Genomic DNA, 25,966 nt, shown 5'->3' on the forward strand with positions numbered 1-25,966 from the left:
CGTCAGTGGTTCAGCACAGCGCTGAGGAAATTCCGGGTCCGGGGCTCCTGCGGGGCGCCCAGCACCTGATCGGGCGGCCCGACCTCGAGCACGCGGCCGCCATCCATGAAGATCACCCGGTCGGCGACCTGCGAGGCAAAGCCCATCTCGTGGGTCACGATCACCATAGTCACGCCGGTCCCGGCCAGCGCGCGCATGACGTCCAGCACCTCGCCCACCATCTCGGGGTCGAGCGCCGAAGTGGGTTCGTCGAACAAAAGCACCTGCGGCTCCATCGCCAGCGCGCGGGCGATGGCCACGCGCTGCTGCTGGCCGCCCGACAGAAGCTCGGGATATTTGTCGGCCTGCTCGGCGATGCCGACCCGGGCCAGCAGCCGGTCGGCCTGCGCGCGGGCCGCGGCGCGGGGGGTGCGGCGGACCCGGCGCGGCGCCAGCATGACGTTCTCGCGCACCGTCAGATGGGGAAAGAGGTTGAAGGACTGGAACACCATCCCGACCTCGGCCCGGACCCGGGCGAGCGACCGGCCGGGCGTCACATGGATCCCGTCCACAAGGATCGCGCTGTCCTCGGAAAAGTCCTCCAGCCGGTTGATGCAGCGGATCAGGGTCGACTTGCCGGACCCCGAGGGGCCGATCACGCAGACGACCTCGCCCTTCTCGATTTCCAGATCGATGCCCTTCAGCACCTCGAAATCGCCGTAGAACTTGCGCAGGTTGCGGATGCTCACAAAGCCGGACATCTCAACGCCTCCTCGCGCCGAAGCGGCGCTCCATCCGGGTGACCAGCGCCACCAGCGGCCAGAGGAAGGCCAGATAGATCAGCGCGGCGCCGATCAGCGGGGTCGGGTTGGCGGCCAGCGCCTGAGCCTGGGTCGCCTGTTTCAGCAGGTCGGGCATCGCCACCACCGAGGCCAGGGCGGTGTCCTTGACGACGTTGATCGAGTTGTTGGTCAGGGGCGGGATCACCACCCGGATCGCCTGTGGCAGGATCACGTCGATCATGGTCTGGCGCGCGGTCAGACCCAGCGCGGCCGAGGCCTCGAACTGGCCGCGCGGGATCGCCTCGATCCCGGCTCGAAAGATCTCGGCAGTATAGGCGCCCGAAACCAGCGACAGCGCGGTCATGGCCGACACGAAGGGCGACAGCCGGATGCCGACGAAGGGCAGCGCGTAATAGACGACGATCAACAGCACCAGCACCGGGATCGAGCGGAAGACGTCGATATAGATCCGGGCCAGAAACCGCAGCGGCCACAGCGCGTAAAGCCGGACCATCGACAGGCCGAGGCCCAGAACCAGCCCGGCAAGGATGCTCGACGCGCCGAGCTGCAGCGTCACCCAGAGTCCCTTGACCAGCAGCGGCCAGGTCCGGACGAACACCTCGGCGTTCAGGAAGGTCTCGACGATTCCCATGGGGGCCTTTCCCTGGAAGGGGGCCGCGCGGCGGTGGCGCGGCCCCGGTCTCCGGTCAGTCGAGCGACGGCATCGGCAGGACGCGCACGGTCGAGGTGGTGTCCTCCGGCGCCTTGCCGAACCATTTCTCGTGCAGCGCGGCGATGGCGCCCTCGTCCTTCAGCGCGGTGATCGCGTCGTTCACGGTCTGGGCCAGCGGCGCGTCCTTGGCGAACATCATCGAGTATTTCTCGCCGGTCTCGATGCGCTGGACGACCTCGAGGTTGGGCTTGTCCTTGACGTAGTAAAGCAGCGCCGGAATGTCCGAGATATAGCCGTCGATCCGGCCCGCGGTCAGGTCCAGCATGGCGGGCGCAAGACCTTCGTAGCGGCGGATGTCGCCAAAGCCGTATTCGGCGCTGTGTTCGGTCGCCCACATGTCGCCGGTCGAGCCGGTATCGACGCCGACGGTCTTGCCCGACATCTCGTCCAGCGAGGCCGGGCCGCCCGCGACGACGGTCAGCGACTGGTCGCTGTCATAATAGGGCTGGGCGAAGGTGACCGATTCCAGCCGCTCGTCGGTGATGGTGATCGAGGACATGGCGATGTCGATCCGGCCCGACTGGACCGCCGAGAAAAGCCCGTTGAACGGGATGTTCACGATCTCGACCTCGGCGCCCAGCTTTTCGGCGACGGCATTCACCAGGTCGACCTCGAAGCCCACGAAGGCGCCGGTCTCGTCCTGAAACTCCCACGGCACGTTGCCGATATTGGCGCCGACGGTCAGCGTGTCCTGCGCCGCCGCGGGCACAGCCCCGCCTGCCAGAACCGCCAGCCCGAGCGCGGCGGCGGTCATCCCTGTCTTGGTCATTGTCGATCCCCGTTGGTTATGATTCTGGATTGACCGGACAAACCGGTCGGACCAGTATGGGACCATGAGGCCGGTCCGAATGCAAGAGCCCAAGTTGCGGACCTTGCGGCGCGGGCGATAGGATGGCCGGACGGGAGGATGCGATGATTTCCCATGACGACAAGGTGCCGGTCGCGCAGGCCACGGCGCGGCATCTGCAAGAGATGATCCGGTCGGGCGAGTTGAAGCACGGCGAGAAGATGCCGTCGCAGCGAGTGTTGTCCGAGCGGCTGAGGGTGTCGCGCCCGACGTTGCGCGAGGCGCTTCTGACGCTCGAGACGCTGGGTCTGGTGCGTACGCTGCCCGCGCGCGGCACCTTCGTGGTCGACCCCGAGGACGACGAGCGCCTGCCCGCGCCCTGGCGCTATGACGGCGCGTTCAGCATCGGCGACGTGTTCCAGTCGCGCCTGCTGATCGAGACCGAGCTGTGTCGGCTGGCGGCCGGGCATCTGGGCGCGGCCGATCTCGACGCACTGGAGCATGCCAACGCGACCTTCGAACGCGCCTGGAGCCAGGGCGATCTGGTGGCCCATGTCGAGGCCGACCTGCGGCTGCACGAAACCATCGCCCGGGCCTGCCCGAACCGGATGCTGTGGCGGCTGTACCAGTCGGTGCAGAGCCTCCTGACCGAAAGCCAGCGCCAGCCGATTCCCAACACCGCCCGCGACCGCATGGCGCAGTCGATCGCCGAACACCGCCAGATCATCGCCGCGCTGCGGGCGGGCGACGGGGCGGGCAGCGCGGCGGCGATGGGTGCCCATATCCGCAACACCGCCAGCAGCGCCGGGATCGTTCTGGCCTGAGGTCTCGCCTGAGCCTGCGCGCGCCGCTCAGAACCGGGCGGGCAGGGTGAACCGCGCCTCGAACCCGTTTGACCTGCCGGGGCGCGGCGACAGGAGGTCAATCCGCCCCGCGGCGCGGTCGGCGATGGTGCGCACGATGGCAAGCCCCAGCCCCGCGCCCTCGGCCCCGCCATTCGAGCGGGCAAAGCGCGCGGTCAGCCGCGCCAGATCCTCGGGCGGGACCGGCGCGCCGCCATTGGCGACCGACAGCACGCCGCCCGGACTCAGCGCGACCTCGACCGGCTCGTCCGCGGCGCCGTGTTTCAGCGCGTTCTCGATCAGGTTGCGGCAGAGGATGCCGAAGGCGTCGGGGTCGAGGTCGGACAACACCGGCGTCTCGGGCATCGTCAGGGCGATGCGCCCGGCCGAGCCCAGCCGTTCGAGATCGCCCGCCACGATCCGCAGCACCGCGCGCAGGTCCGAGGGTTCGGCCACCCGCAGCCGCGCGCCCTCGGCGCGGGCCAGCTGCATCAGCTTTTCGGACAGGCTGTTCAGCCGTTTCAGGGTGGTCTCGATCTCGGCGGCGCGGGCCGCGGCGCTTCGGTCGGCGGTTTCGGCGCGCAGCCGCTGGGCCTGGGCTATGGCCCCCGCGACCGGCGTGCGCAGCTCGTGCGCGGCATTGGCGGCAAAGCTGCGTTCGGCCTCGAAGGCGGCGCGCAGGCGGGACAGCAGGTCGTTGATGCTGCCGACAATGGGGCGCAGCTCGGTCGGCAGGCCGCCATCGCCCAGCGCCGAGAGATTGCGCGAGCCGCGTTCCGCCAGCTGCTGGCGAAGGCTGCGCACCGGGCGCAGGCTGGTGCCCACCGCAATCACGATGGCCAGCAGGCTGAGCGGGATCACCACCGCCAGCGGCATGGCGAGGTTCGTTGCCATCTCGCGCGCCATGTGCCTGCGGCGCGACAGGGGTTCCGCCACGGCGATGGTCACGTCCTCGTCGCGCGCGGATTCGTAGAACAGGCGGTGGGTCGCGGTGCGGCTGAAGCCCTCGCGCCGGAACGGCGGAAAGTCCTCCGGTTCGGCATCCTCGGAGATCAGCAGGATCGAGCCGTCGCCGTCGCGCACGACATAGCTCAGATCCTCGACATCGCCGTTGAACTGCCGGATGCGTTCGGACCATTCCTCGGCATGCCGGTTGCGGCGGCCCTCGTGCCGGTCGTCGTCATCGTCATCCTTGCGGCGATGTCCGTCCCGCTCGCCCCGGACGAGCGGCCCCAGCGCCAGCCCCCGGTCGCGCCCCTCATGGGCGCGCACCGCCAGCGGCAGCAGCCGGTGCGCCGCATCGCGCAGGGCGCCGTCGAAGACCTCGTCCATCTCGTGGCTCAGCTCGCGCAGCGTGGCGCCCGCCGCGGCGATCCACAGTACGGTCACCGCCAGCCCCACCGCCAGCGCCAGCCGTCCCTGCAGCGAACGCGGTCCCCTCACGGGTTGCCCAGCCGGTAGCCGAGCCCGCGCTCGGTGTCGATCACGCTGCGGCCGAGCTTCTTGCGCAACCGGCTGACATGCACCTCGATGGTGTTGCTTTCGATGCTGTCGTCGAAGGAATAAAGCCGCTCCTCAAGCTGCGCCTTGGACAAAAGCCGCCCAGGCGCCTGCACGAAGGCCTCGAACAGCGCCCATTCGCGATGGGTCAGCGTCACCGGGCGGCCGTCTCGGCGCACCGCCTTGGCGGCCAGGTCGATTTCCAGCGGCCCCAGATGGATCAGCGGGTTGGGGTTGCCCGCATAGCGCCGGGCGACCGACCCGATCCGGGCCGACAGCTCGTCCAGATCGAAGGGTTTCACCATGTAGTCGTCGGCGCCCGCGTTCAGCCCCTCGATCCGGTCCGACACCTGGTCGAGCGCAGTCAGGATGATGACCGGCGTCGCGTCGCCCCGTGCCCGCATCCGGCGCAGGAAGGGAATGCCGCGCCCGTCGGGCAGCATCAGGTCCAGCAGCACCAGATCGAAGGCGCCGACCGCCAGCGTGTCGTCGGCTGCATCGAGCCGCTTGGCCCAGTCGGCGGAATGGCCGTCGGCCCGCAGCTGGTCGGCCACCGCGGCCCCCAGCACCGTATCGTCCTCGATCAGCAGGATGCGCATCGGTTCGTCCTTCGTGCTGGGGCCAGTCTATAGCCCCCCCTCCCTGACGGGAAGCTGAAGAGGAAACTGCACGGGCGTCAGGCACGGATCAGGCGTCGGCCGGAAAACGGTCCCATCGAAGGGTTCACCTGAAAGGGACAAAGCCATGACACCGACCCTCAAATCCGCCCCGCTGCTGGCCGCGATTCTTGCCCTCGGGATGACCGGGACCGCACTCGCCCAGGCCGATGGCGGCACCCAGATCCGTCCGCGCCCGTCCGCGCCGATGGCGCAGCAGGACGGCAGCGGTCAGGCCTACTGGGGCACCGGCCGCAGCGACCGGCACCATGGCCGCTGGGCCGACGACGAAGACGACGACGACGACGATCGGGGCTGGTTCGGTTTCGGCCGCGACGATGACGACCGCGGCCGCCGCGACCGGTCGCACGCGACGCGCCGCTCGGGCGATTGCGACTCGCGCGGGGGCCGGTCCCGCGCCCAGGCTCAGCCCGCGCCGGGGTCCGTCGCACCGCCCGCCAACGGCTTGTTCAACAACGGCGCCGCGCCGCGCGCGCAGTCCAACTGATCCCGGCACGCCCGGCCAAAGGAGATCCGACCATGAAGACCCTGCTTTCCGCCCTCGCCCTGACCACGGCGCTGACCGCGCCCGGTCTGGCCTTTGCCAAGGAGGTGACCTTCACCACCCAGATGGCCAATTACGGCGGTGACGGCGCCTATCTGGCCTATTACGTCACCGATGCTTCGGGCGCCTATGTGGGCTCGCTCTGGATGGCGGGGGCCAAGGCCAAATACTACAAGAGCCTCTCGGACTGGTACCGCGCCACCGGCGGCAATGCCGCCGAGGTGGCGGGGATCACCGGCGCCAGCGTCGGCGCCGGACGGACGCTGACCGTCAGTTTCGATCTGGCCGACGCGCTTTTCGACGCGGGCTATCAGCTGCATGTGGACGCGGCGGTCGAGGACATGCGCGACAGCCCCTCCGAGATCGTGGTGCCCCTGACCACCGAGGGCGCGGGCCAGCCGGTCGCGGGCCGCGGCTATATCGCCAGCTTCGCCTACGAGATGTGAGGAGACCCCGATGATCCGTCCGCTGCATCGCTGGGCCGGGCTTGGCGCGGCCCTCATCCTGTCCGTGACCGCGCTCAGCGGGGCGGCATTGTCGCTTTATCCCGCGGCGGGGGCGCTGAGTGCCGTGCCCCTGCCCGACATATCCGCCGGTCAGCTGGCCGCGACCCTGCAGGACAGCGTGCCGGGACTTGAAGAGATCCGGGTCTCGGCCGCGGGCGGCATCACCGCCTATGCCTTTCAGGATGGCGCGGCCCTGCGCTGGACGGTCGATGGCGCGACCGGCGAGATCCTCGCGCCCGCCGAGCGGTCGGCCCTGCAGCTGTGGCTGACCAACCTGCACCGGTCGCTGTTTCTGGGCGATGCCGGGCGGCTGGTGGTGGTGGCGGCAAGCCTTGCCATGCTGGCGCTGACGCTGTCGGGGCTGGCGCTGACCGCGCGGCGTCTGGGCGGCTGGTCGCGGCTGCTGGCGCCCGCGCGCGGGCCCCTGTCGCGGCGGCTGCATCTCGATCTGGCGCGGCTGGGAGGCGCGGCGCTGGCGCTGTCCGCGCTGACCGGGATCTGGTTGGCGGCAGGCACCTTCGGGCTTTTGCCGGAAACCGGGATGCCCGGCTTTGTTGCGGGCGGAGCCCCGGCGATGTCGCCGGCCGCGATGACGGCGCTCCGCGATCTGCCGCTGGCCGATCTGCGGCAACTCACCTTTCCACGTCCGGGCAGCGCGGGCGATGTCTTCACGCTGAGGACCGTGGCCGGGACCGGCTATATCGATCCGGCCAGCGGCCAGATGCTGGCCTGGACCGCGCGCGGCTGGGCAGACCGGCTGGGCGATCTGGCGATGATGCTCCATACCGGGCGGGGCGCCGCGGTGCTGGGGCTTCTGCTGGGGCTGGCCGCGCTGACCGTGCCGGTGCTGGGGCTGACCGGGCTTGCGCAGCAGGCGGGTCGTCGCCCTGCCGGGGCCGCCGGGCGGCGGGTTCGCGCGGTGGCGCCCGAGGCGGCCGACACGATTCTTCTGGTCGGGTCCGAGGGCGGCACCACCTGGGGCTTTGCCGAGCGTCTGCGCGCCGCGTTGACCCGCGCCGGAAGCAGCGTCCATGTCGGGCCGATGTCCGGCTTCGCGCCCGAGCGCTATCTGCGCGCGCAGCGGATCCTCATCCTCGCCGCGACCTCGGGCGACGGCGACGCGCCGGGATCGGCGCAGGGCTTTCTCGACCGGGTTGGTTCGCTGGGCAAGGCGCCCGCGGCCCCCTTTGCTGTGCTGGGCTTCGGCGACAGCGCCTTTCCCGCGTTCTGCGGCTATGCCGAAAAGGTGCGCGCGGCCGCCCGCGCGGCGGGCTGGGCCGAACTGATGGCGCCTGCCCGCGTCGACCGCCAGTCGCCGCAGGATTTCGCCCGCTGGGTGCGGGCGCTGGCCGACCGGCTGGGCATCGCGCTGGATCTTCTGCCCGCCAGCGCCGGTCCCGAACCGGTGCGGCTCCGGCTGGTTTCGCGCCGCGATTACGGCGCCGAGGTGCAGGCGCCGACTGCGATCCTGCGCTTTGCCCTGCCGCGCCGGAGCCTCTGGCAGCGTCTGGCTGGCGGCGGCTTCGGCCCGTTCCTCGCGGGCGATCTGCTGGCCGTGCTGCCCGAGGGCGACAGCCGTCCGCGGTACTATTCGCTGGCGTCGGGGTCGTCCGACGGGTTCGCCGAGATCTGCGTGCGCAAGCATCCGGGCGGGCTGTGCTCGGGGCAGCTGATGGATCTGGAGCCCGGCGACAGCGTGGCGGCGGTGCTGCGGCCGAACCCGGCCTTCCATGCCGGGAAGGACGAGGCGCCGCTGATCCTGATCGGGGCCGGGACCGGCATCGGACCGCTTGCGGGCTTTGCCCGGGGCAACCGGGCGCTGCGGCCGCTGCACCTCTATTTCGGGGCGCGTGCGCCGGAAAGCGATCTTCTGTTCGGCGAGGATCTGGTGCAGTGGCAGAAGGACGGACGTCTTGCTTCGGTCGCGACCGCGTTTTCGCGCACCGCCGACCGGGCCTATGTGCAGGATCTGCTGCGCCGCGATGCCGACCGGGTGGCCGCGCTGGTGTCCCAGGGCGCGCGGATCATGGTCTGCGGCGGCCGAGACATGGCAAGGGGCGTGGCCGAGGCGCTGGAGGATATCCTCGATCCGGCGGGGGCGGCGCTGGTGCGGCTGAAGGCGGAGGGGCGCTATGTCGAAGACGTCTACTGACCCCGAACGGCTGGCCCTGAACGGGCCGGCCATGGGCGCGCGCTGGTCGGCCGTGCTGCATGTCGGGACGGGGGCCGATCCCGCCCGCCTGCATGCGGCCCTTGCCGCGGCGGTGGCCGAGGTCGAGGCGCAGATGACCACCCGCCGCGTCGGCAGCGACCTGATGCGGCTGAACCGCGCCGAGCCGGATCGCTGGATCGACCTGCCCGCGGGTCTGGTCGAGGTGCTGGCGGCGGGGCTGGCCATCGGCCGGGCCTCGGGCGGCGCCTTCGAGATCGGGTTGGGAGATGCGGTCGCGGCCTGGGGCTTTTCCGGCGACGCGGCCGATCCGGGACGCATTCGTGCGGCCCTCAAGGAGCCGCGGCGGCCTGCCTGCGAGGTACTGGAACTCGATTGCACCAACCGGCGGGCGCGAAAGCACGGGACCCTGGCGCTCGATCTTTGCGGCATCGCCAAGGGTTACGGGGTGGACCGGCTGGCCGAGACCGCGCGGGACTTCGGCATCGAAAGCGCGCTGCTGTCGATCGATGGCGAATTGCGCGCGCTGGGGCCGCAGCCCGGCGGTCGGCCCTGGGCGGTCGCTGTCGAACGCCCCGATCCCGGAAAGCGGGCGGCGCATGCGGTTCTGGCACTCGAGTCCGGGGCGGTGGCCACCTCGGGCGATTACCGGCACTGGGTGGATCTGGGCGGGCGGCGGCTGTCGCATACCATGGACCCGCGGCGGCGCGCGCCGCTCGCGGCCTCTCCGGCCTCGGTCACGGTGCTGGGGGCGCGCTGCATGGAGGCCGATGCCTGGGCGACCGCGCTGATGGTGCTGGGCCGCGAAGAGGGCGCGGCGCTGGCGCGGCGGCTTGGGCTTTCCGCACTTTTTCTGGAACGCGATGGCGCCGGTCTGGTCGAGACCGCCATCGGGCCGGGCTTTGCCGCCTGATCCCCGGACCCCTCGAAACGAAAACGCCTGCCCAGGACGGGCAGGCGTTTCGCTGTCGGCATCGGTCTGGGCGGGATCAGCGGGCGCCGCCGATCAGCGCGCCGGCAAGATCCATCGTCGAGCGGCCCGAGGCGCTGGCAATGTCGGCCAGCGGCTGGTCGGGGCCGCCGACGGTATAGCCCGCGGCCGTCAGCCGCGCGATCAGCGCATCGGGCGTGGTGCCCAGCGCCGGGGCGACCTCGGTCGCCGAATGCGCCATCACCTGCATCGCCAGTCCGAAGACCGGGGGCCGGCCACCCTCGCCGCTGCCCGGCAGGAAGAAGACCGCCGAAAGCAGCACGGACACCAGCATCGACACCGCCAGCGGCTTGCCCTTCATATAGGACAGCATCGGGCGCCAGTTGCGCCAGACATGCAGCGCGAAGCCGAGGATCAGCACCATGCTGAGCCATTCGTGGATGCCATGAAAGGCCGACGGGCCGACATGGAAGAAAAGTGCGATCCCGGTGACCAGCGACACCAGAAAGAGGCCGATGATCGAGGGGGTGGCGTAGCGCATGAGAAGGCTGCGCATGGTCGTTCTCCTTTGTAGTCCTGCTGCGGCTCCGACCGCCGGCTGTGGGGCCGGGCCGCTGGGTGCATCTGCCGCCATGCGCCTGACGGCAGGCTGAAGCGGTCATTGAAAACCGACGGGAAAGACGCATCTTTTCATGGACGGCGCCCGGGCGGCGCGGGGAATCGCTATCCGCCGCCGGTTTGTCGCCCTGCGACCGATTCGGTGTCGAAATGCCGCGTTTCGCCCGGCAGGATCCGGCGCGAACCTGATCGGACCGGGCCGAAACCCGGCGCCGGGTCGTCCTCTGCGGGCTGACAAGGGGGTTCGCCCGCGTATCAGAGTCGCAGGCGACGACAAAAGGCTGCCATCCCGTGCGCTGTTGGGTATGGTCCTGCGTGGCGGCCAAGGGACGCCGGTATGCCTTTTGCGGGCGGTCCGGCGGGTCTTCTGGCCGATGCGGGAGGCATCAGGGGCTCCCGTCGGAACCCGCAGGAGGACGTCCTGCCGCGGAGGGGGTGGTCCCAGCCGTGAGCAGCGGAACGAAAAAAGGATGAACCATGTCCAATAATTCGCAGAACCTGATCCGGCTGATTGTCGCCGCGCCGGCGCTTGGCATCGCGATCGCCGCCGTCAGCTTCAGCGGCGGCAAGGAACCCAAGACCGAGCCCGCGATCGAGACGCCGGTCGCCGAAGCTCCCGCCGCCGAAGCCACCGAAGCGGCAGCGCCCGAAGCCACCGCCGAAGAGGCGGTGACCGAGGAAACCACCGCAGAAGCGACCGAAGAAGCTGCGGCCGAAGCGCCCGCCGCTGACGTTGCCGACGCCACCGAAGCTGCCGCCGAACCGGCTGCCGAGGAAGCTGCTGCCACGGAAGAACCGGCCGCCGAGGAACCCGCCGCCGAGGCCGAAGCCGCTGCCGAAGAGCCGGCCGCCGAAGCGCCCGCCTCCGAGGAACCCGCCGCCGAAGCGGCCGCCGCTGCCGAGGAACCGGCCGCCGAAGCCCCGGCCGAGGAAGCCGCCGCCGCGGAAGAACCCGCCGCCGAGGCCGAAGCCGTCGAAGCGCCTGCGGTCGATACCCCCGAGGCCGTCGCCTCGGCACTGACCCTGGCTGACCAGGCGGCTGCTCTTGCTGCCGAATATGCCGATCTCGCCGAGCGTGCCGCTGCATTGGCTGGCAAGTCCGCGGCCCTGACCGCTGCCGCCGAAGAGCCTGCCGAAGCTGCGGCCGAAGCGCCCTCGACCGTTGAGGAAGCCTTCGACGCCATCGCCGCCGCCGGGGAAGAAGCCGCTGCCGAACCGGCTGCCGTGGAAGAACCCGCCGCCGAAGAGCCCGCTGCGGCTGAAGAGCCCGCGGCCGAGGAAGCTGCCGCTTCGGAAGAACCGGCCGCTGCCGAAGAACCCGCTGCCGAAGAACCCGCTGCCGAGGAACCCAGCGTCGTCGATCAGGCGACCGAAGCCGCGTCCGACGTGGCCGATAACGCCGAAGCCGCTGCCGAGACCGTCGGCGACGCCGTGGCCGATGCGGTCGATACCGCCGAAGCCGCTGCCGACAGCGCGGGCGAAGCCGTGACCGGAGCCGTGCAGGACACCCGTGAAGCCCTGACCGGCAGCGAAGAGCCCCTGATCGGCGGCGACGCGACCGAAGACGCCGCTGCCGAACCGGCCGCCGAAGCGCCCGCTGCGGAGGAACCGGCTGCGGAAGAACCCGCTGCCGAGGAAGCCGCCGCGACCGAAGAACCCGCCGCTGCGGAAGAACCCGCGACTGACGAAGCCGCTGCCGGAGCTGTTGTTGCTGCCGCCCCGGCGATCACCGGCGATCCCGCCAAGGGCGAAAAGGCCTTCATCCAGTGCGCCACCTGCCACAGCGTCGTCAGCCCCTCGGGCGAACTGCTGGCCGGTCGCGGCCTGAAGGTCGGTCCGAACCTCTACGGCATGCCGGGCCGCCATGCGGGCATCATCGAGGGCTTCCGCTACTCGAAATCGATGACCGCCGCCGGTGAAGCCGGTCTGGTCTGGGACGAGGACAAGGTGTCGGTCTACGCTCAGGACCCGACCGCCTTCCTGCGCGAGTACCTCGGCGATCCCAAGGCGCGCGGTCTGATGACCTACAACGCCAAGGACCCGCAAGAGGTCAAGGACGTCTACGCCTATATCGCGAAGCTGTCCGAAGAATGAGGCCGCCCCGGGCCTGACGCCCGGCACCGACCGCAAAAGCCCCGTCCCGGCCGCGAAGCCGGGGCGGGGTTTTCGTTTTCAGGTCGCGCAGAGTCTATCGGGTCAGGCCCGCGTAAAGCTGGGGCAGGCGTTCGGGCAGGCGTTCGACATTTTCCAGCACCAGGAAGTTCCGCTGTCCGAAGATCTGCGCGACATACTGATCGGCGCGCGGGTCGAGCGTCAGGCAGAAGGGAATGACGCCGGTCCTCGCGACCTCCTGAACGGCGGCGCGGGCATCCTGGCGCAGGTATTGCGGGTCGCGTTCGTCGATATCGGACGGCGCGCCGTCGGTGATGACCAGCATCAGCTTCTTGGCGGCGGCGACCCGGCCCAGATGCGCGCCCGCGTGGCGGATCGCGGCCCCCATGCGGGTGGACAGATGCCCCTCCATCCCCGCCAGCCGCGCCTTCGGGATCTCGCCCCAGGGCTGGTCGAAATCCTTGTAGCGCGCATAGAAGACGTTGTGCCGCCCGTCCGAACAGAAGCCGTGCAGCGCGAAGGCATCGCCTACCTTGGCGATGGCCTCGGCCAACAGCACGGTCGCCGTCCGGGTCAGGTCCAGCACCGTCTGATCCTGCCCCGTTACCGGGTCGTTCGTCGATTCCGACAGGTCCAGAAGCGCCATCACCGCGATGTCGCGGGTCTTGCGGACCGAGCGCATCATCACCCGCGGGTCGGGTTGCAACCCCATGCGGATGTCGATCAAGGCCTGGGTCGCGGCGTTCAGGTCGATCTCGTCGCCATCCTCGAGCTTGCGGATGCGCTGGACGCCCTGCGGCTGCATCGCGTCCAGAAGATGGCGCATGCGCTGGGTCAGCTTGCGGTTCCGGGTCAGGATCGCGTCGATCTCGGCCGGATCGCCCAGGCGCGGGCGCTTTTCTTGCACCGTGGCCCAGGCCGGGCGGTGCATCTGGATCTTGTAGTCGAACTCGTCATAGGGGACCGGGGGCGCGGTGGGCTCCTTGCCCTCCTTCTCGTTGAACGAGACGCCATCGTCGTCGAACAGCTCGGTCTCGGCGACCCAGATCTCCTGCGCGTCCTCGCCGGCGGTTTCGACCTCGACCTCGTTCACCATTTCCGAGACCGAGACATATCTGCGAACCTGCTGGTCGGGGGCCATGCCCTTCTCCCAGTCGACCGACTCCTCGAATTCCCAGATATAGCGGTTGTCGTCGCGATAGGGCGCGGCCTGTCCGTCGCGCCAGGCGGAATAGGGCTCGTTGCGCAGACGATGCGCCAGTTGCAGGCCCAGATCGAAGGCGCTTTGCGCTGTGCCCAGATCGGCCCCGGCAAAGGCCGCCCGCACCCAGTCCGCGGTCTCGTCGCCGGTGGGGGCATCGGGGTCCAGCAGCGCCAGCGCGATCCGGCCGAAACGCGCGGTCATCGAGCCGTCTTGCGCGGGCAGGTGGAATTGCCGCCACAAATCGCGCAGGCGCGGGAAGCGGGCGATGGCCAGCGCCTCGACGCGGGCATCCTCGATCAGGCCGATGCAGGCGCGTTGCAGCGCATTCAGCTCGTCGCCCTTCAGCGGTGCGGTCGTGGCCACCACATGGGCGGCGGCATGGGCGGCGGCGGCGCGGTAAAGGTCGAGCCCCGGCACTCCCTCCCAGTCGTCATAGGCATCGGGCAGGTGCAGGAAATAGTCCGCGATATGGGGGCGGATGCCCTCGCGGGCCTCGAAATCGCCGGCCGTCGGGCGCATCAGGAAATCGCGCCCCCAGAGCGCGCGCAGATACATCCCGATCCGGCGGTGGATGTCGACGAGCAGCGTGCCCTTGCGCTCGCGTTGCAGGATCGCCTGCGATTCCGCGCTTTCAAGGCCGAAATAGCGGGTCAGTTCCTCGTAATCGGTGCGATGCGCCTCGGCGCCCCAACTGGCCCAGCGGCGCAGGCCGCCGAGCGTCAGCACGCCCAGCAGGTCCTCCAGATGCTCCAGCATCGGCCGCAGCCCGCGCGGCGCCTGGGCCAGAAGCTGGTTCAGAAGCTGCAGATAGGCGCGGAAGAGGTCCGGGTCCGAGAGGCGACGCGAGGCGACGGGGGCGGTCGCCAGCACCCGCTCGATCACTGCGCCCGAGGTGCGCGAGGCAAAGCCCAGGCAGGCCTGCGCCAGATCGGGCACGATATCCTCGCCCAGATCGCGGGCGACGGTCGGCACGGTCTCGATCCAGGTGCGGACGATATGGTCGCCGCGCCCCATATGCGACAGCGCCGCGGTGCCCTTCAGCCAGTTGTCGAGCCCGCGCGGGCTGAGCTGGCGCACCGCCTCGGGCCAGACGGACTCGAGCTTTTCGCGCTGGGGCGCGTCGAGATCGGCCAGAAGCTCTGCATAGTCCTCGAGCGTCGCCATGGCGGTCAGAAATAGGTGGCGACGGCGGCGTCGAGCGCGTCGCGCATGTCGGGATCGTCGGTGATCGGGCGCACCAGCGCCATGCGGCAGGCGGCGGGCGCCTCGATCCCGCGCGCCATCAGCGAGCCGGCATGGATTAGCATCCGGGTGGAAATCCCTTCGTCCAGCCCGTGGCCCTTGAGGTTGCGGGCGCGTTCGGCGATCGAGACCAGCTTGCCCGCCTCCGTCGCATCGATGCCCGCCTCATGGGTGACGATCTCGACCTCGGTCGCATGCTCGGGATAGCTGAAATCGAGCGCGCCGAAGCGCTGCTTGGTGGACTGTTTCAGGTCCTTCATCAGGCTCTGATAGCCGGGGTTATACGAGATCACGAGGTGGAAATCCTCATGCGCGCGCAAGATTTCCCCTTTCTTTTCAAGGGGCAGGGCGCGACGGTTGTCGGTCAGCGGGTGGATGACGACGGTCGTGTCCTGACGCGCCTCGACGATCTCGTCGAGATAGCAGATCGCGCCATGCCGCGCGGCGAAGGCCAGCGGCCCGTCCTGCCAGCGCGTGCCCTCGGCATCCAGCAGGAACCGGCCGACGATGTCGGACGCGGTCATGTCCTCGTTGCAGGCGACGGTGACCAGAGGCTTGCCCAACCGCCAGGCCATGTGCTCGACAAAGCGGGTCTTGCCGCAGCCGGTCGGGCCTTTCAGCATCACCGGCATCTTTGCCGCATAGGCGGCCTCGTAAAGCGCGACCTCGTCGGCGACGGGCCGGTAATAGGGTTCCTCCGCGACGCGGTACTGGTCGAGCATATCCGTCATGGTCCGTCCTCCCCCGGGAGTGCGTTCGCAGGTTCGGACCGCGCCCTTCGGGGCACGGTCTTTCGGTCTTCTGTCTTGGGTCCGGATCCGGTCAGACCGGGGTGCCGCGATAGACCACCATGTTGGCGCCCTGGCTCTGGGTGTAGTTGTTGTAGCCGATCAGCCGGACATGGTTGTCGGGGTTCGCGTCATGGCAGGCCTTCAGTTCCGCCAGGATCGCGTCGACATCGGTTTCCCCGAACATCGGCAGCTTCCACATGTACCAGTAGTTGGACTTGGCGAATTGCGGCTCGGTATGTTCGATGGCCGGGTTCCAGCCATGTTTCACGATCCATTCCACCTGTTTGCGGATCTGCGCGTCATCCATCTCGGGCAGGTAGGAAAAGGTGCCCATCCGGCGGCTCGCGGGGTCCGACAGCCGCGAGGTGTAGTCCTGAACCTTGCTCATTCTCTTTCTCCCTCCGGGCGCTCAGCGGTGCTGGGTGTCGAGCTTGTCGACGGTGTCGAATTCGAACTTGATCTCTTTCCAGGTCTCCATCGCGACCTTCAGCTCGGGGCTGTGCTTCGCGGCATTCTGCAGGATCTCCTTGCCCTCCTTCTCCAGCTCGCGGCCCTCGTTGCGGGCCTGCACGCAGGCCTCGAGCGCGACCCGGTTGGCTGCGGCACCGGCCGCATTGCCCCAGGGGTGGCCGAGCGTCCCGCCGCCGAATTGCAGCACCGAGTCATTGCCGAAGATCGAGACCAGCGCCGGCATGTGCCAGACATGGATGCCGCCCGAGGCGACCGGGAAGACCCCCGGCATCGCGCCCCAGTCCTGATCGAAGAAGATCCCGCGCGACCGGTCCTCCTTGATATGGCGGTCGCGCAGAAGGTCGATCCAGCCCAGCGTCGCCTCGCGGTCGCCTTCGAGCTTGCCCACGACAGTGCCCGAATGCAGGTGATCGCCGCCCAGAAGGCGCAGCAGTTTCGCCAGAACCCGGAAGTTGATACCGTGATTGGGGTTGCGGTCCAGCACCGCGTGCATGGCGCGGTGGACGTGCAGCAAGAGCCCGTTGTCCCGGCACCATTTCGACAGCGAGTTATGCGCGGCCCAGCCCAGCGTCAGGTAATCCGACATGATGATCGGGGTCTTCAGCTCCTTGGCGAATTCGGCGCGCTTGTAGACCTCTTCCATGGTGGGCGCGGTCACGTTCATGTAGTGGCCCTTGCGCTCGCCCGTCTCGGCCTCGGCCTTGTCGATGGCCTCCTGGCAGAACAGGAACCGGTCGCGCCAGCGCATGAAGGGCTGGCTGTTGACGTTCTCGTCGTCCTTGGTGAAATCGAGGCCGCCCCGTAGGCATTCATAGACCGCGCGGCCATAGTTCTTGGCCGAGAGTCCCAGCTTGGGCTTGATGGTGCAGCCCAGCAGCGGCCGGCCATACTTGTCCATCTTGTCGCGCTCAACCTGGATGCCATGGGGCGGGCCGAAGCAGGTGGCGACGAACCACAGCGGGAAGCGCACATCCTCCAGCCTCAGCGAGCGCACCGCCTTGAAGCCGAAGACGTTGCCCACGATCGAGGTGAAGACGTTGACGACCGAGCCTTCCTCGAACAGGTCCATCGGGTAGGCGATGAAGGCATAGAAGGCGTCGTCGCTGCCCGGCACGTCCTCGATCGCGTAGGCGCGGCCCTTGTAATAGTCGAGATCGGTCAGAAGATCGGTCCAGACCGTGGTCCAAGTCCCGGTCGAGCTTTCGGCGGCGACGGCGGCCGCGGCTTCCTCGCGCGACACACCGGGCTGCGGGATCACCTTGAAGACGGCGAGGATGTCGCTGTCCTTCAGCGTGTAGTCGGGTTCCCAATAGGTCGACCGGTATTCCTTGACACCGGCGTCATAGGTCTTGGCCATCTGTCCTCCTCCGCGGTTCATGGCGGGCCGTTTTTGGCTCGGGGGGACTATGAGCGCTTGAATGCCTCTATAAAACTGAATAGTTTTTAGGTTGATAATAGGGAATTGCCTAGTATGCGGATCAGCCTGCGGCAATTGTCGGTGTTCCTGTCGGTGGCCCGGCACCAAAGCTATACCCGCGCGGCCGAAGAGCTGAACCTGACCCAGCCCGCTGTCTTTACCCAGGTCAAGCAGCTGGAAGACAGCCTGGGCGTCACGCTTCTGGACCGAATCGGCAAGCGGATGCAGCCGACAGATGCGGGGCGCGTGGTGGTCGAGGGCGCGCGCGAGACGCTGGACGCGGTCGGGCGGATGGAGATGCGGCTGGCCGACATGCGCGGCCTGCGCGAGGGGCGGCTGACGCTGGCCATCGTCTCGACCGCGCAATATTTCCTGCCGCGCCTGCTGGGCCAGTTCTGCGACGCCAATCCCGGCATCGAGGTGGCGCTGACGGTCACCAACCGGCAGGCGGTGCTGGCCCGGCTCGCCGCCAGCGAGGACGATCTGTGCATTCTCGGCACGCCGCCCGAGGGGCTCGACGTGGTGGCGCGCGCCATTGCCGACAACCCGCTGGTGCTGATCGCGCGGCCCGATCACCCCCTGGCGGGCGAGGTCAACATCCCGCCCGAACGGGTCGCGCGCGAGCCGTTCCTGTTGCGCGAACGCGGGTCGGGCACGCGGCTGACGGTCGAGCGCTTCTTCCGGGCGCGGGGGCTGACGCTGCCGATGCGGATGGAACTGGGGTCCAACGAGGCGATCAAGCAGGCGGTGATCGGCGGGCTCGGCCTCGGCGCCCTGTCGCGCGACACGCTGGCGTTGGAAGGCACGACCGGGGCGCTGAAGGTGCTGGATGTCGCGGGCTTTCCGCTTTTGCGGCAATGGCAGGTCGCCTATCCGCGCGGCAAGCATCTGTCGGTGGTGGCGCAGGCGTTTCTCGACCATCTGGTCGCCCATGCCCGGCAGGCGGTCGAGGCGGGGCCGACCATAGCGCGCATTGCGAAAGAGGCCGCACAGGAGTAACCCTTCGTAAAAGGCCGGGGCGGGGGTCCGGCCGCAAGGGAAAGGATGTCAGGGATGATGCAGGTCTTCGCCTTGTATCTTGGCTTTTCGCTGGTGGTGCTGCTGGGCGCCGCAGAGCTTGAACGCCGCGCCATCGTCGCCCGGAGGCTGGGTCCGAACGGCCGGGCGATGCTGATCGCGCTGGTGGTCTCGGCCGTGTCGGCGCTGTTCGTCGTGGTCGCCGCCGTGTTTTCGGGTGGCTGGATCTTCATGCTGCACGTGCTGGGCGGCGCGATCCTCTATCACGCGCTGATGGGCATTTTCCTCGTTCACGGGCTGCAGGAGGTCTCGGCCCGGGTCGCGGGCCACAGCATGTCCTGAGCCGGGCCGGGCGGTCGTCAGGCGACCGGCTCGACCTCGGGCAGTTTCAGGGCGGCCATCAGGTCGCGCAGCTCCTGCCGGGCGGCCACGTTCGAGATGTTCAGCGTGGTGACTCCGGTATCCTTGAGATCGAGCAGCGTCAGCCCGTTCGGGAACAGCTCGCGGAAGATCACCCGTTCGGAAAAGCCCGGCGCCACGCGGAACCCGATCCGGCGCGAGAGATTGTCGAGCGCCTTGCCCATCTTGCGCTTGTTGTGCATCTGCTGGGCGCCCAGCCGGTTGCGCAGCACCACCCAATCGATGGGTTTCAGCCCGGCCTGCGCGCGCATCTGCCGGGCGTTCCAGACCATTTCCGAATAGATCGAGGGGCCGAGGATCTTGCCGGTCGCGCCGTCGTGCCGCGCCAGCAGGTCGAAGTCGATGAAGCTGTCATTGAGCGGCGTGATCAGCGTGTCGGCCAGCGTATGCGCGACCTGACTCAGCCGGGTATGCGAGCCGGGACAGTCGATCAGGATGAAGTCCTTTTCGCGTTCCAGCTCGGCGATGGCGGTCGAAAGCCGCCGGTCGTGGACGTTTTCGCTTTCGTCCAGGGTCGCCGCGTCGATCTCGGGCAGCTCGCGGAAATCGGGCGAGGGCAGATCGACGCCGTTCTGGGCCAGATAGGCGCTGCGGTTGTCGAAGAAGCGGCCCAGCGAGCGCTGCCGCACGTCGAGATCGAGCGCGCCGACCCGGAAGCCCTGGCGCGCCAGGGCCGTCGCCACATGCATCGACACGGTGGATTTTCCCGCGCCGCCCTTTTCGTTGCCGACGACGATGATATGCGCCACTGCCAACCTCGCTTCCTGACCGGTCCCTCCCCGGAAAGACCTGTGCTCACTTTAGGGTGAGGGGGGAGGGATTGGAAGCGGCTGCGGGTCCGTTCCGGGCCGTCGTCAGGCGGCGTTGCGGCGAAACGACTCGGTCAGGATCTCGTCCTGCCAGGCCGCGATCTCGGCGTTCATCCGGTCGGAAATGTCGCGCAGCTCGACGCCCAGAACCCGCTCGGCCGATCCGATCCGGCGTTCGTTCACCAGCTGCAGGATGCGGGCGGCGCAGGCGTGGAACGCGGAATGGGTCCGGGTGATCTCTTGCACGCGCGGCGTGGCGCGCATGGCCGGGTCGAGCCCGGGGCCTGCCAGCAGCCGGGTCAGGTCGCAGCCGGTATCGCAGGCGATCTCCTGCGGCGTGGTCCAGGCATGGCCGGTCAGAACCGCGTGGCGCAGGCGCCCCTTGAGCAAAAGATGGGATTGAATGGCGTTGTCGAGGAAACCGACCATCGAGCGCGAAATGGGCATGACGGGAACCTTATCAATGTGAATAAACTTTTACGGGTACAATCAGCACCGCAAAAATGGCGCAAATGCGGCGGTTCTGGGGCAAAAGACGGGAATCTGGCCTTGCTGTGGCGCTGGCAAGGCAGAGCTATAATTAATCAAAAGCGAAGAGTGGCTTGTTGGTCGCCAAACGAAAACGCCGCCCCGAAGGGCGGCGCTTGGCATCGTGCGAAGGGGCTGGGCTCAGAAGCCGAGGCCTTCGTATTTCTTCTTGAACTTCGACACGCGGCCGCCGGTATCCATCAGACGCGAGCTGCCGCCGGTCCAGGCCGGGTGCACGCTGGGGTCGATGTCGAGCGACAGGGTGTCGCCTTCCTTGCCATAGGTCGATTTCATCTGGACCACGGTGCCGTCGGTCAGCTTGACGTCGATGGCATGGTAATCGGGGTGGATGTCCTTGCGCATGGGCCTGTTCCTTATTCCGCGGACTTGGGCTTGTAGTTCGAGACCTCGGCGATCCGGGCCGATTTGCCCCGACGCGAGCGCAGGTAGTAAAGCTTGGCCCGGCGGACGCGGCCGCGGCGAACGACCTCGATCGAGTCGATATTGGTCGAGAAGAGGGGGAACACCCGTTCCACGCCCTCGCCGAAGGAGATCTTGCGCACGGTGAACGATCCGGCAATGCCCTTGCCGTTCTTGCGCGAGATGCAGACGCCTTCGTAGTTCTGCACACGGGTGCGGGTGCCCTCGGTCACCTTGTAGCCCACCCGGATGGTGTCGCCCGGCTTGAAGTCGGGAATGGTCTTGCCGAGCGCGGCGATCTGCTCGGCCTCCAGTTGCGCGATCAGGTCCATCGCATGTCTCCGGTTTCGCTCGCGGTTTTGGTCCGCGAAGTTTTCTTGCCGCCTCAGAGCTCTGTGCCTTCGTCCGGGTCCGCCTTCGTCCCATTCGGGGGCGCCCGCCAGAGTTTCAGGTTGCGTTTCCTGTTCGATGATCCTTTCCCCGGCCCGGGCCGTGCCGAAGAAGCACGAGGCCAAAAAGAAAGGGTCCGGCCGACTCGCGAAAGCCCCGGACGGGCGGTGTATAGACAAGGCGGGGGCTGCAATCAAGCCGTTTGGCGCCTTGTTCTCAAGGCGCGCGCGGTCTAGTCGGGCTTGCGGCGATAGGCCGCCCAAAGGTCGGGGCGCCGGGCCTCGGTCAGCCGCTCGGCCATGTCGCGGCGCCAGCGCTCGACCGCGCCGTGATTGCCCGACAGCAGCACCTCGGGAATCGGGCGGCCGCGCCACTCGGCGGGGCGGGTATAGTGCGGATGTTCCAGAAGCCCGGCCGAATGGCTTTCGTCCTCGGTCGAGGCGGCATTGCCCAGCACGCCCGGCAAAAGGCGCACGGTCGCGTCGATCAGCGCCTCGGCCGCGATCTCGCCCCCCGTGAGGACGAAATCGCCCAGCGAGACCTCTTCGACCGCGTATTCCTCCAGCACCCGCTCGTCGACGCCCTCGAACCGGCCGCAAAGAAGGGTCAGCCCCTCGGCCGCGGCAAACCGGCGGGCGGTGGCCTGCGTGAAGGGCGCGCCCCGGGGCGACAGATAGACGACCGGCCAGCGGGCGCGGTCGGGCGGCGTGCCGATGGCCGCCTGATCGAGCGCCTTCGCCACCACGTCGGCGCGCAGCACCATCCCGGCGCCGCCGCCCGCGGGCGTGTCGTCGACATTGCGGTGCTTGCCCTCGCCGAAGGGGCGCAGGTCGATGGGCTCGAGCGCCCAGAGCCCCTGATCGAGCGCCTTGCCGGTCAGCGACAGGCCGAGAATGCCGGGAAAGGCCTCGGGGAAAAGCGTGATGACGCGGGCGGTCCAGGCGCCCCTGAGGCGCGGGCGTTCGGCCATCAGGTCGCGGGGCTTGAGGCTGGCCGACACCGACAGCCGCCCATGGGATCTGGCATTCTCCGTCATGGGCGGGTCTCTAGCGGGTTTTCCGGGGCGGCGGAAGGCTCAGCCTTTGGCGCCGGGTTTCATGCCCACGGCCAGCGCACCGGCGCAGCCGATGCCCGAGACGATCACGGGCACCAGAAGGGGCAGGGCAAGGATGCTGCCGCCGAAGGGCCAGGCCAGGCCGAGGCCGATCAGGAAGGCGAGGTTCGCCCAGATCACCTGGTTGACGACGATCATCGGCAGCGCCTTGGTCAGGGTCTTGCCCTCGGCGGCGCGTTTGGCCTTGGCAGCCGGGTCGAAGACGGTCGCGACGACCGCGAAGGCGGCGATCACGAGGATGACCCAGGCATCGATCCCGGCAGTGCCGCCGAGAAAGGCGCCGAACAGGATCACGGCGTAGAAGATCTGGGGCAGGTTCATGGGCTTGACGCTCCTTGTGGTCGGATATGGGTCGCGGGCAGGGGAACACCCGATCGGGCGGAACCGCAATGAGGCGCCCCGCCGCAATTCGCGCGGCGTGCGCCGGTCATCGCCTCAGACCTCGAAGAGCCCGTCGGGCGGGTCGACCACCATGCGCCCGGCCTCGAGATCGACGGTGGGCACGACGGCGTTGGTGAAGGGCACCAGCACGGCCGCCTTGAGGTCCGGGCCGCGCACCTCGATCAGGTCGCCCGCGCCATGGTCGAAAACCGCATGGACAGTGCCCAGCACCTTGCCGCCCGGATCGACCACGGTCAGCCCGATCAGGTCGGCATGATAGAATTCGTCATCGGGCAGCGAGGGCAGCCGGTCGCGGTCGGCGTAGAGCCGCAGGCCCTTCAGCGCATCGGCCTCTTCCTTGGTGGCGACACCCGTCAGGCGGGCGGCAAAGCCCTCCTTGACCGCGCGGGTGATCTCCAGATCGAAGCTTCGCGCGCCGTCCTCGGAATAGAGCGGCGCGTACTCGGCAATGGCGGCGGGATCGGCGCAGAAGCTTTTCAGCCGCACCTCGCCCCGGACCCCGAAGGACCCGGAAATCGCCCCGACGCAGACCCTGTCGGTCATGTCCTAACGCTCCTCGACGATCAGGCCGGCGGCCCGGCTTTCCCAGCCGGCCTCTTCCAGCTCGGGGCTGTCGCGTTCGACCTCGGGCCAGCCGAGGCAAAGATAGGCGACGAGGCTCCAGCCCTCGGGCGCGCCCAGATCGCGGGCCAGCCGGTCGGGGTCGAGCACCGACACCCAGCCAAGCCCCAGCCCCTCGGCCCGGACGGCAAGCCAGAACATGGAAATCGCGGCAACCACCGAATAGCGCCGCATCTCGGGCATGGTGGCCGCGCCAAGGCCTGCGCCCTGCGCGGTGGCCTCGTCGCAGAAGACCGCAAGCTGGACCGGCGCGCGGTCCATGCCCGACAGTTTCAACCGCGGGTAAAGCGCGGCCTTCTCGCCCTCATAGCCCTTGAGGGCCGCGGCATTCGCGTCCTCGAAATTGGCCCGCGCGGCGGCGCGGGCGGCCGGGCTTTCGACCCGGATCAGCCGCCAGGGTTCCGACAGGCCCACCGAGGGGGCCAGCCGGAATGCCGAAAGGCAGCGGTCGAGCAGCTCGGGCGCGACCGGATCGGTGCGGAAATGGCGCACGTCGCGCCGCCACCGCATCAGCTCGAAAAGCTCGTCGCGGAAGGCGGGCGCGAACCGGTCGGCCCGGGCTGTCCCGAAGGCCATGGCTTATTCGGCCTCGGCGGCGGCAGCGGCCTTGGCGGCCTTCTCTTCGGCGCGTTTCTTCGCCTTGTCGCCGGGCTCGGCCTTCTTGGGGTTGCTGCGTTCGGTCTTGGCCAGCACGCCCGCGGCTTCCAGCATCCGGGCGACACGGTCGGTCGGCTGGGCGCCCTGGCCGAGCCAGTACTGGGCGCGCTCGGTGTCCATCTTCACGCGCTCTTCGCTGTCCTTGGACAGCAGCGGGTTGTAGACGCCCAGCTTCTCGATGAAGCGGCCGTCGCGGGGCATGCGGCTGTCGGTGACGACGATCCGGTAGAAGGGACGCTTTTTCGAGCCGCCGCGGGCGAGACGAAGTTTCAGAGCCATGTCAGTTTCTCCTGTTCGTTGGCTTTGGGGGGCAGGGGTCTGCCTATTTCTGGTGTTCGAAGTGGTGACGGATCACTTCCTGAATGATGAAGTTCAGGAATTTCTTGGCGAATTCCGGATCGAGATCGGCCTGGTGGGCCAGATCCTCGAGCCGCGCGATCTGCTGGTCCTCGCGCGCCGGGTCCGAGGGCGGCAACCCGTGCGCGGCCTTCAGCCGGCCGACCGCCTGGGTGTGCTTGAACCGCTCGCCCAGCGTGTAGACGAGGATGGCGTCGAGCCGGTCGATGCTGGCGCGGTGCTCCTTCAGAAGCTCGGCGGCGCGGCGGACGTCGTCAGTCAAGGGGCACTCCTTTCGGCTTGCACGAGGGGTCGATATGGTCGGCCAGTTCAGCCGCGATCCTGGCCGCGAGCGGCGTCGCCGCCAGCGCGGCGGGCGCGGGATGGCGATAGACGATGTCGTGGCTGTCGACGGTGCGGGCATCCTCGTCGAGCGTCGCGCCCAGCCGTTCGCAGAGCCGCACCGAACTGGCATTCTTCGGATCGACATAGGTGACGGCGGTGGTCCAGCCGAGCCGGTCATAGCACCAGCCGCGCGCGGCATGGACCGCTTCCAGCGCGATGCCCCGGCCCTCGACCCGCGGCCAGATCACCCAGGCGATCTCGCGCTCGGGCCAGCCCTTGGGATACCAGCCGCCCGCCATGCCCAGCGTGGCGTCGGTCTCGCGGTCATGGATCATCCACATGCCGAAGCCGTGGATCTGCCAATGCCCGATCTCGGCGGCATAAAGCATCCAGGATTCGTATTCGCTGAGCGGCCCGCCCATGAAGCGGGCGCGGTAGCTGGTGAAGGTCGCCTCGAAATTCGGATAGTCCTCGGGCGCCGGGCCCTTCAGCACCAGCCGCTCGGTTTCCAGCACGGGGATCGCGGAACGGGTCATCAGCGGCAGGCCTCCGGGGCCGGATGGCGATAGACACCGATGCTGCCATAGGTCTCGTGGGTGACCTCGCCCTCGTAGACCGCGCCCAGCCGTTCGGCGACCCGGGCCGAGGCGGTGTTGGCGCGGTTGACGAGGCTGATCGCCGTGGGCCAGCCCAGCGCACCATAGGCGTGGTCGCGGGCGGCGTGGGCGGCCTCGGTGGCATAGCCCTTGCCCTCGAACCCCTCGAACAGGTCCCAGGCAACCTCGGGTTCGGGCCAGCCCTCGGGGTTCCAGAGCCCGACCATGCCGACAGTGTGGCCGGTTTCGCGCTCGGTCACGATCCAGCGCCCGTAGCCGCGCAGCGCCCAGTGGCCGATTTCGGTCGCAAGCTGGCGCCAGGCACCCTCGGGGCTTTTCGGGCCGCCGACAAAGTTCGACCGGTCCGAGGCGTAGAAGGCGCGCAGCGCCGGGTAGTCGCGCGGTTCGGGCCCGCGCAACGTCAGCCGGGCTGTGGTCAGCGCGGGAAGGACGGGCAGAAAGGTCATGCGGCGGCCTCCGGTCCGGGATGGCGGTAGACCACGCAATCCTCGTCGAAGGGATAGGGCACCGACGGATCGAGGCGGCAGCCCAGCCGTTCGGCCAGCGCCCGCGAGCGGTCGTTCCGGACATCGACATAGCTGATGGCGGTGGTCCAGCCGAGCGTGTCGTAGGCAAAGCGGCGGCAGGCCAGCGCGGCCTCGCGCGCCAGGCCCTGCCCCTCGGCCTTGGGATAGAGGATCCAGCCCAGTTCCGGTTCCGCCCAGCCTTCCGGGAAATGCGGGCCGATCACGCCGATGGCCTCGTCCGAGCCCTTCCGGGTGACGGTGAACATGCCATAGCCATTGAGCGCCCAATGGCCCCAGCGCGAGGCAAAGCCGCGCCAGGCATCGCGCCGCGAGAACGGCCCGCCGACATAGCGGGCGCGTTCGGACCCGGCGAAGGCGGCATGCGCCTCCCAGTCGGCCGCCTTGGGGCCGCGCAGGATCAGCCGGTCGGTCTCGATCTCGGGGCAGTCGATCTCGATCCTCATGGCCGCGTCTCCAC

At 68.8% G+C, this 25,966-nt stretch carries 31 protein-coding genes; 8 read left to right on the forward strand and 23 right to left on the reverse strand.

The features are described from left to right. Positions 1-2 precede the first annotated feature (2 nt). From C8N38_RS14985 to C8N38_RS14995, 3 genes are read right to left on the reverse strand one after another with little or no spacing between them, the layout of a single operon-like run. Entirely contained in the window at positions 3-740 is a 738-nt protein-coding gene (locus C8N38_RS14985) for an amino acid ABC transporter ATP-binding protein (RefSeq protein WP_108027968.1), read from the reverse strand. Between the two features lies 1 nt (position 741). Then, the gene (locus tag C8N38_RS14990) at positions 742-1,413 is read right to left on the reverse strand and encodes an amino acid ABC transporter permease (RefSeq protein WP_108027969.1); all 672 of its coding nucleotides are present in this window, start codon (positions 1,411-1,413) and stop codon (positions 742-744) included. Between the two features lie 55 nt (positions 1,414-1,468). After that, positions 1,469-2,263, reverse strand: a complete 795-nt coding sequence (locus C8N38_RS14995) for a transporter substrate-binding domain-containing protein (RefSeq protein WP_108027970.1) — start codon at positions 2,261-2,263, stop codon at positions 1,469-1,471. Positions 2,264-2,406: 143 nt separating this feature from the next. Here C8N38_RS14995 and C8N38_RS15000 point away from each other — a divergent pair, with 143 nt between their 5' ends. Next, a complete protein-coding gene (locus C8N38_RS15000; protein ID WP_108027971.1) occupies positions 2,407-3,105 on the forward strand; it encodes a FadR/GntR family transcriptional regulator in 699 nt (232 codons plus the stop codon). Positions 3,106-3,132: 27 nt separating this feature from the next. Here C8N38_RS15000 and C8N38_RS15005 read toward each other — a convergent pair whose 3' ends face one another. Both C8N38_RS15005 and C8N38_RS15010 read right to left on the reverse strand, forming a co-directional pair. Further along, positions 3,133-4,566 carry an ATP-binding protein gene (locus C8N38_RS15005; protein ID WP_108027972.1) on the reverse strand — a complete coding sequence of 478 codons (1,434 nt, stop codon included), beginning with the start codon at positions 4,564-4,566 and terminating at the stop codon, positions 3,133-3,135. Next, positions 4,563-5,222, reverse strand: coding sequence for a response regulator transcription factor (locus C8N38_RS15010; RefSeq protein ID WP_108027973.1), 660 nt, complete (start codon positions 5,220-5,222; stop codon positions 4,563-4,565). The genes C8N38_RS15005 and C8N38_RS15010 overlap by 4 nt, the downstream gene beginning before the upstream one ends. A gap of 145 nt (positions 5,223-5,367) precedes the next feature. Here C8N38_RS15010 and C8N38_RS15015 point away from each other — a divergent pair, with 145 nt between their 5' ends. Genes C8N38_RS15015 through C8N38_RS15030 form a run of 4 tightly spaced genes read left to right on the forward strand, consistent with a single transcriptional unit; the run spans position 5,368 to position 9,433 of the window. Continuing rightward, on the forward strand, positions 5,368-5,787 hold the full coding sequence (locus tag C8N38_RS15015; protein WP_108027974.1) for a hypothetical protein: 420 nt from the start codon (positions 5,368-5,370) through the stop codon (positions 5,785-5,787). Positions 5,788-5,819: 32 nt separating this feature from the next. Then, positions 5,820-6,290, forward strand: coding sequence for a DUF2271 domain-containing protein (locus C8N38_RS15020; RefSeq protein WP_108027975.1), 471 nt, complete (start codon positions 5,820-5,822; stop codon positions 6,288-6,290). Positions 6,291-6,300: 10 nt separating this feature from the next. Beyond that, positions 6,301-8,502 (forward strand): PepSY domain-containing protein, encoded by a 2,202-nt coding sequence (locus tag C8N38_RS15025; RefSeq protein WP_108027976.1) that lies wholly within the window; start codon positions 6,301-6,303, stop codon positions 8,500-8,502. Beyond that, complete coding sequence (locus C8N38_RS15030) at positions 8,483-9,433, forward strand: FAD:protein FMN transferase (RefSeq protein ID WP_108027977.1); 951 nt, start codon at positions 8,483-8,485, stop codon at positions 9,431-9,433. Before C8N38_RS15025 ends, C8N38_RS15030 begins: the two co-directional genes overlap by 20 nt. Positions 9,434-9,509: 76 nt before the next feature. Here the strand turns inward: C8N38_RS15030 and C8N38_RS15035 are convergent, their stop codons facing one another. Further along, complete coding sequence (locus C8N38_RS15035) at positions 9,510-10,007, reverse strand: DUF4405 domain-containing protein (RefSeq protein WP_108027978.1); 498 nt, start codon at positions 10,005-10,007, stop codon at positions 9,510-9,512. A 539-nt stretch (positions 10,008-10,546) separates the two neighbouring features. Between C8N38_RS15035 and C8N38_RS22010 the strand changes: the two genes are divergently transcribed. After that, positions 10,547-12,163, forward strand: a complete 1,617-nt coding sequence (locus C8N38_RS22010; RefSeq protein WP_245895766.1) for a c-type cytochrome — start codon at positions 10,547-10,549, stop codon at positions 12,161-12,163. Between the two features lie 94 nt (positions 12,164-12,257). Here the strand turns inward: C8N38_RS22010 and C8N38_RS15045 are convergent, their stop codons facing one another. The 4 genes from C8N38_RS15045 to C8N38_RS15060 form a co-directional block, all read right to left on the reverse strand. Further along, entirely contained in the window at positions 12,258-14,549 is a 2,292-nt protein-coding gene (locus C8N38_RS15045) for a nitric oxide reductase activation protein NorD (protein WP_108027979.1), read from the reverse strand. A gap of 5 nt (positions 14,550-14,554) precedes the next feature. Further along, complete coding sequence (locus tag C8N38_RS15050; protein WP_108027980.1) at positions 14,555-15,358, reverse strand: CbbQ/NirQ/NorQ/GpvN family protein; 804 nt, start codon at positions 15,356-15,358, stop codon at positions 14,555-14,557. 91 nt (positions 15,359-15,449) lie between these two features. Then, positions 15,450-15,806, reverse strand: coding sequence for a ribulose bisphosphate carboxylase small subunit (locus C8N38_RS15055; protein WP_108027981.1), 357 nt, complete (start codon positions 15,804-15,806; stop codon positions 15,450-15,452). 21 nt (positions 15,807-15,827) lie between these two features. Continuing rightward, positions 15,828-17,246 carry a form I ribulose bisphosphate carboxylase large subunit gene (locus C8N38_RS15060; protein ID WP_108027982.1) on the reverse strand — a complete coding sequence of 473 codons (1,419 nt, stop codon included), beginning with the start codon at positions 17,244-17,246 and terminating at the stop codon, positions 15,828-15,830. Between the two features lie 114 nt (positions 17,247-17,360). Between C8N38_RS15060 and C8N38_RS15065 the strand changes: the two genes are divergently transcribed. Both C8N38_RS15065 and C8N38_RS15070 read left to right on the forward strand, forming a co-directional pair. Next, positions 17,361-18,305, forward strand: a complete 945-nt coding sequence (locus C8N38_RS15065) for a LysR family transcriptional regulator (RefSeq protein WP_108027983.1) — start codon at positions 17,361-17,363, stop codon at positions 18,303-18,305. 54 nt (positions 18,306-18,359) lie between these two features. Beyond that, positions 18,360-18,665, forward strand: coding sequence for a hypothetical protein (locus C8N38_RS15070; protein ID WP_245895767.1), 306 nt, complete (start codon positions 18,360-18,362; stop codon positions 18,663-18,665). 17 nt (positions 18,666-18,682) lie between these two features. Here the strand turns inward: C8N38_RS15070 and C8N38_RS15075 are convergent, their stop codons facing one another. The 13 genes from C8N38_RS15075 to C8N38_RS15135 form a co-directional block, all read right to left on the reverse strand. Beyond that, positions 18,683-19,492, reverse strand: a complete 810-nt coding sequence (locus C8N38_RS15075; protein ID WP_108027984.1) for a division plane positioning ATPase MipZ — start codon at positions 19,490-19,492, stop codon at positions 18,683-18,685. A gap of 105 nt (positions 19,493-19,597) precedes the next feature. Beyond that, positions 19,598-19,999 (reverse strand): CZB domain-containing protein, encoded by a 402-nt coding sequence (locus tag C8N38_RS15080; protein ID WP_108027985.1) that lies wholly within the window; start codon positions 19,997-19,999, stop codon positions 19,598-19,600. A 222-nt stretch (positions 20,000-20,221) separates the two neighbouring features. Then, positions 20,222-20,443 (reverse strand): 50S ribosomal protein L31, encoded by a 222-nt coding sequence (rpmE, locus tag C8N38_RS15085; protein WP_075784769.1) that lies wholly within the window; start codon positions 20,441-20,443, stop codon positions 20,222-20,224. Between the two features lie 11 nt (positions 20,444-20,454). Next, positions 20,455-20,832, reverse strand: a complete 378-nt coding sequence (gene rplS / locus C8N38_RS15090) for a 50S ribosomal protein L19 (RefSeq protein ID WP_075784770.1) — start codon at positions 20,830-20,832, stop codon at positions 20,455-20,457. Positions 20,833-21,122: 290 nt separating this feature from the next. Continuing rightward, positions 21,123-21,926: a tRNA (guanosine(37)-N1)-methyltransferase TrmD gene (gene trmD, locus C8N38_RS15095; protein ID WP_108027986.1), complete on the reverse strand. Its 804-nt coding sequence runs from the start codon at positions 21,924-21,926 to the stop codon at positions 21,123-21,125. Between the two features lie 39 nt (positions 21,927-21,965). Beyond that, the gene (locus tag C8N38_RS15100; RefSeq protein WP_108027987.1) at positions 21,966-22,325 is read right to left on the reverse strand and encodes a hypothetical protein; all 360 of its coding nucleotides are present in this window, start codon (positions 22,323-22,325) and stop codon (positions 21,966-21,968) included. Between the two features lie 114 nt (positions 22,326-22,439). After that, positions 22,440-22,949 (reverse strand): ribosome maturation factor RimM, encoded by a 510-nt coding sequence (gene rimM, locus C8N38_RS15105; protein WP_108027988.1) that lies wholly within the window; start codon positions 22,947-22,949, stop codon positions 22,440-22,442. A 3-nt stretch (positions 22,950-22,952) separates the two neighbouring features. Further along, complete coding sequence (bluB, locus tag C8N38_RS15110; protein ID WP_108027989.1) at positions 22,953-23,603, reverse strand: 5,6-dimethylbenzimidazole synthase; 651 nt, start codon at positions 23,601-23,603, stop codon at positions 22,953-22,955. Positions 23,604-23,606: 3 nt separating this feature from the next. Beyond that, positions 23,607-23,963: a 30S ribosomal protein S16 gene (gene rpsP, locus C8N38_RS15115; RefSeq protein ID WP_108027990.1), complete on the reverse strand. Its 357-nt coding sequence runs from the start codon at positions 23,961-23,963 to the stop codon at positions 23,607-23,609. A gap of 43 nt (positions 23,964-24,006) precedes the next feature. After that, a complete protein-coding gene (locus C8N38_RS15120; protein WP_075784776.1) occupies positions 24,007-24,303 on the reverse strand; it encodes a chorismate mutase in 297 nt (98 codons plus the stop codon). Then, on the reverse strand, positions 24,296-24,901 hold the full coding sequence (locus tag C8N38_RS15125; RefSeq protein WP_108027991.1) for a GNAT family N-acetyltransferase: 606 nt from the start codon (positions 24,899-24,901) through the stop codon (positions 24,296-24,298). The genes C8N38_RS15120 and C8N38_RS15125 overlap by 8 nt, the downstream gene beginning before the upstream one ends. Further along, positions 24,901-25,428: a GNAT family N-acetyltransferase gene (locus C8N38_RS15130; RefSeq protein ID WP_108027992.1), complete on the reverse strand. Its 528-nt coding sequence runs from the start codon at positions 25,426-25,428 to the stop codon at positions 24,901-24,903. Before C8N38_RS15130 ends, C8N38_RS15125 begins: the two co-directional genes overlap by 1 nt. Continuing rightward, positions 25,425-25,952, reverse strand: a complete 528-nt coding sequence (locus C8N38_RS15135; protein WP_108027993.1) for a GNAT family N-acetyltransferase — start codon at positions 25,950-25,952, stop codon at positions 25,425-25,427. Before C8N38_RS15135 ends, C8N38_RS15130 begins: the two co-directional genes overlap by 4 nt. Positions 25,953-25,966 lie beyond the last annotated feature (14 nt).

Origin of the sequence: Rhodovulum kholense (assembly GCF_003053725.1) — a bacterium.
Classification (GTDB): Bacteria; Pseudomonadota; Alphaproteobacteria; order Rhodobacterales; family Rhodobacteraceae; genus Rhodovulum; species Rhodovulum kholense.

Excerpts from the sequence above, each read along its gene's own strand:
- C8N38_RS14985 (WP_108027968.1), bottom strand. The coding sequence starts at position 740 with ATGTCCGGCTTTGTGAGCATCCGCAACCTGCGCAAGTTCTACGGCGAT.
- C8N38_RS14990 (WP_108027969.1), bottom strand. The coding sequence starts at position 1,413 with ATGGGAATCGTCGAGACCTTCCTGAACGCCGAGGTGTTCGTCCGGACC.
- C8N38_RS14995 (WP_108027970.1), bottom strand. The coding sequence starts at position 2,263 with ATGACCAAGACAGGGATGACCGCCGCCGCGCTCGGGCTGGCGGTTCTG.
- C8N38_RS15000 (WP_108027971.1), top strand. The coding sequence starts at position 2,407 with ATGATTTCCCATGACGACAAGGTGCCGGTCGCGCAGGCCACGGCGCGG.
- C8N38_RS15010 (WP_108027973.1), bottom strand. The coding sequence starts at position 5,222 with ATGCGCATCCTGCTGATCGAGGACGATACGGTGCTGGGGGCCGCGGTG.
- C8N38_RS15015 (WP_108027974.1), top strand. The coding sequence starts at position 5,368 with ATGACACCGACCCTCAAATCCGCCCCGCTGCTGGCCGCGATTCTTGCC.
- C8N38_RS15020 (WP_108027975.1), top strand. The coding sequence starts at position 5,820 with ATGAAGACCCTGCTTTCCGCCCTCGCCCTGACCACGGCGCTGACCGCG.
- C8N38_RS15025 (WP_108027976.1), top strand. The coding sequence starts at position 6,301 with ATGATCCGTCCGCTGCATCGCTGGGCCGGGCTTGGCGCGGCCCTCATC.
- C8N38_RS15030 (WP_108027977.1), top strand. The coding sequence starts at position 8,483 with ATGTCGAAGACGTCTACTGACCCCGAACGGCTGGCCCTGAACGGGCCG.
- C8N38_RS15035 (WP_108027978.1), bottom strand. The coding sequence starts at position 10,007 with ATGCGCAGCCTTCTCATGCGCTACGCCACCCCCTCGATCATCGGCCTC.
- C8N38_RS22010 (WP_245895766.1), top strand. The coding sequence starts at position 10,547 with ATGTCCAATAATTCGCAGAACCTGATCCGGCTGATTGTCGCCGCGCCG.
- C8N38_RS15045 (WP_108027979.1), bottom strand. The coding sequence starts at position 14,549 with ATGGCGACGCTCGAGGACTATGCAGAGCTTCTGGCCGATCTCGACGCG.
- C8N38_RS15050 (WP_108027980.1), bottom strand. The coding sequence starts at position 15,358 with ATGACGGATATGCTCGACCAGTACCGCGTCGCGGAGGAACCCTATTAC.
- C8N38_RS15055 (WP_108027981.1), bottom strand. The coding sequence starts at position 15,806 with ATGAGCAAGGTTCAGGACTACACCTCGCGGCTGTCGGACCCCGCGAGC.
- C8N38_RS15060 (WP_108027982.1), bottom strand. The coding sequence starts at position 17,246 with ATGGCCAAGACCTATGACGCCGGTGTCAAGGAATACCGGTCGACCTAT.
- C8N38_RS15065 (WP_108027983.1), top strand. The coding sequence starts at position 17,361 with ATGCGGATCAGCCTGCGGCAATTGTCGGTGTTCCTGTCGGTGGCCCGG.
- C8N38_RS15070 (WP_245895767.1), top strand. The coding sequence starts at position 18,360 with ATGATGCAGGTCTTCGCCTTGTATCTTGGCTTTTCGCTGGTGGTGCTG.
- C8N38_RS15080 (WP_108027985.1), bottom strand. The coding sequence starts at position 19,999 with ATGCCCATTTCGCGCTCGATGGTCGGTTTCCTCGACAACGCCATTCAA.
- rpmE (WP_075784769.1), bottom strand. The coding sequence starts at position 20,443 with ATGCGCAAGGACATCCACCCCGATTACCATGCCATCGACGTCAAGCTG.
- rplS (WP_075784770.1), bottom strand. The coding sequence starts at position 20,832 with ATGGACCTGATCGCGCAACTGGAGGCCGAGCAGATCGCCGCGCTCGGC.
- trmD (WP_108027986.1), bottom strand. The coding sequence starts at position 21,926 with ATGACGGAGAATGCCAGATCCCATGGGCGGCTGTCGGTGTCGGCCAGC.
- C8N38_RS15100 (WP_108027987.1), bottom strand. The coding sequence starts at position 22,325 with ATGAACCTGCCCCAGATCTTCTACGCCGTGATCCTGTTCGGCGCCTTT.
- rimM (WP_108027988.1), bottom strand. The coding sequence starts at position 22,949 with ATGACCGACAGGGTCTGCGTCGGGGCGATTTCCGGGTCCTTCGGGGTC.
- bluB (WP_108027989.1), bottom strand. The coding sequence starts at position 23,603 with ATGGCCTTCGGGACAGCCCGGGCCGACCGGTTCGCGCCCGCCTTCCGC.
- rpsP (WP_108027990.1), bottom strand. The coding sequence starts at position 23,963 with ATGGCTCTGAAACTTCGTCTCGCCCGCGGCGGCTCGAAAAAGCGTCCC.
- C8N38_RS15125 (WP_108027991.1), bottom strand. The coding sequence starts at position 24,901 with ATGACCCGTTCCGCGATCCCCGTGCTGGAAACCGAGCGGCTGGTGCTG.
- C8N38_RS15130 (WP_108027992.1), bottom strand. The coding sequence starts at position 25,428 with ATGACCTTTCTGCCCGTCCTTCCCGCGCTGACCACAGCCCGGCTGACG.
- C8N38_RS15135 (WP_108027993.1), bottom strand. The coding sequence starts at position 25,952 with ATGAGGATCGAGATCGACTGCCCCGAGATCGAGACCGACCGGCTGATC.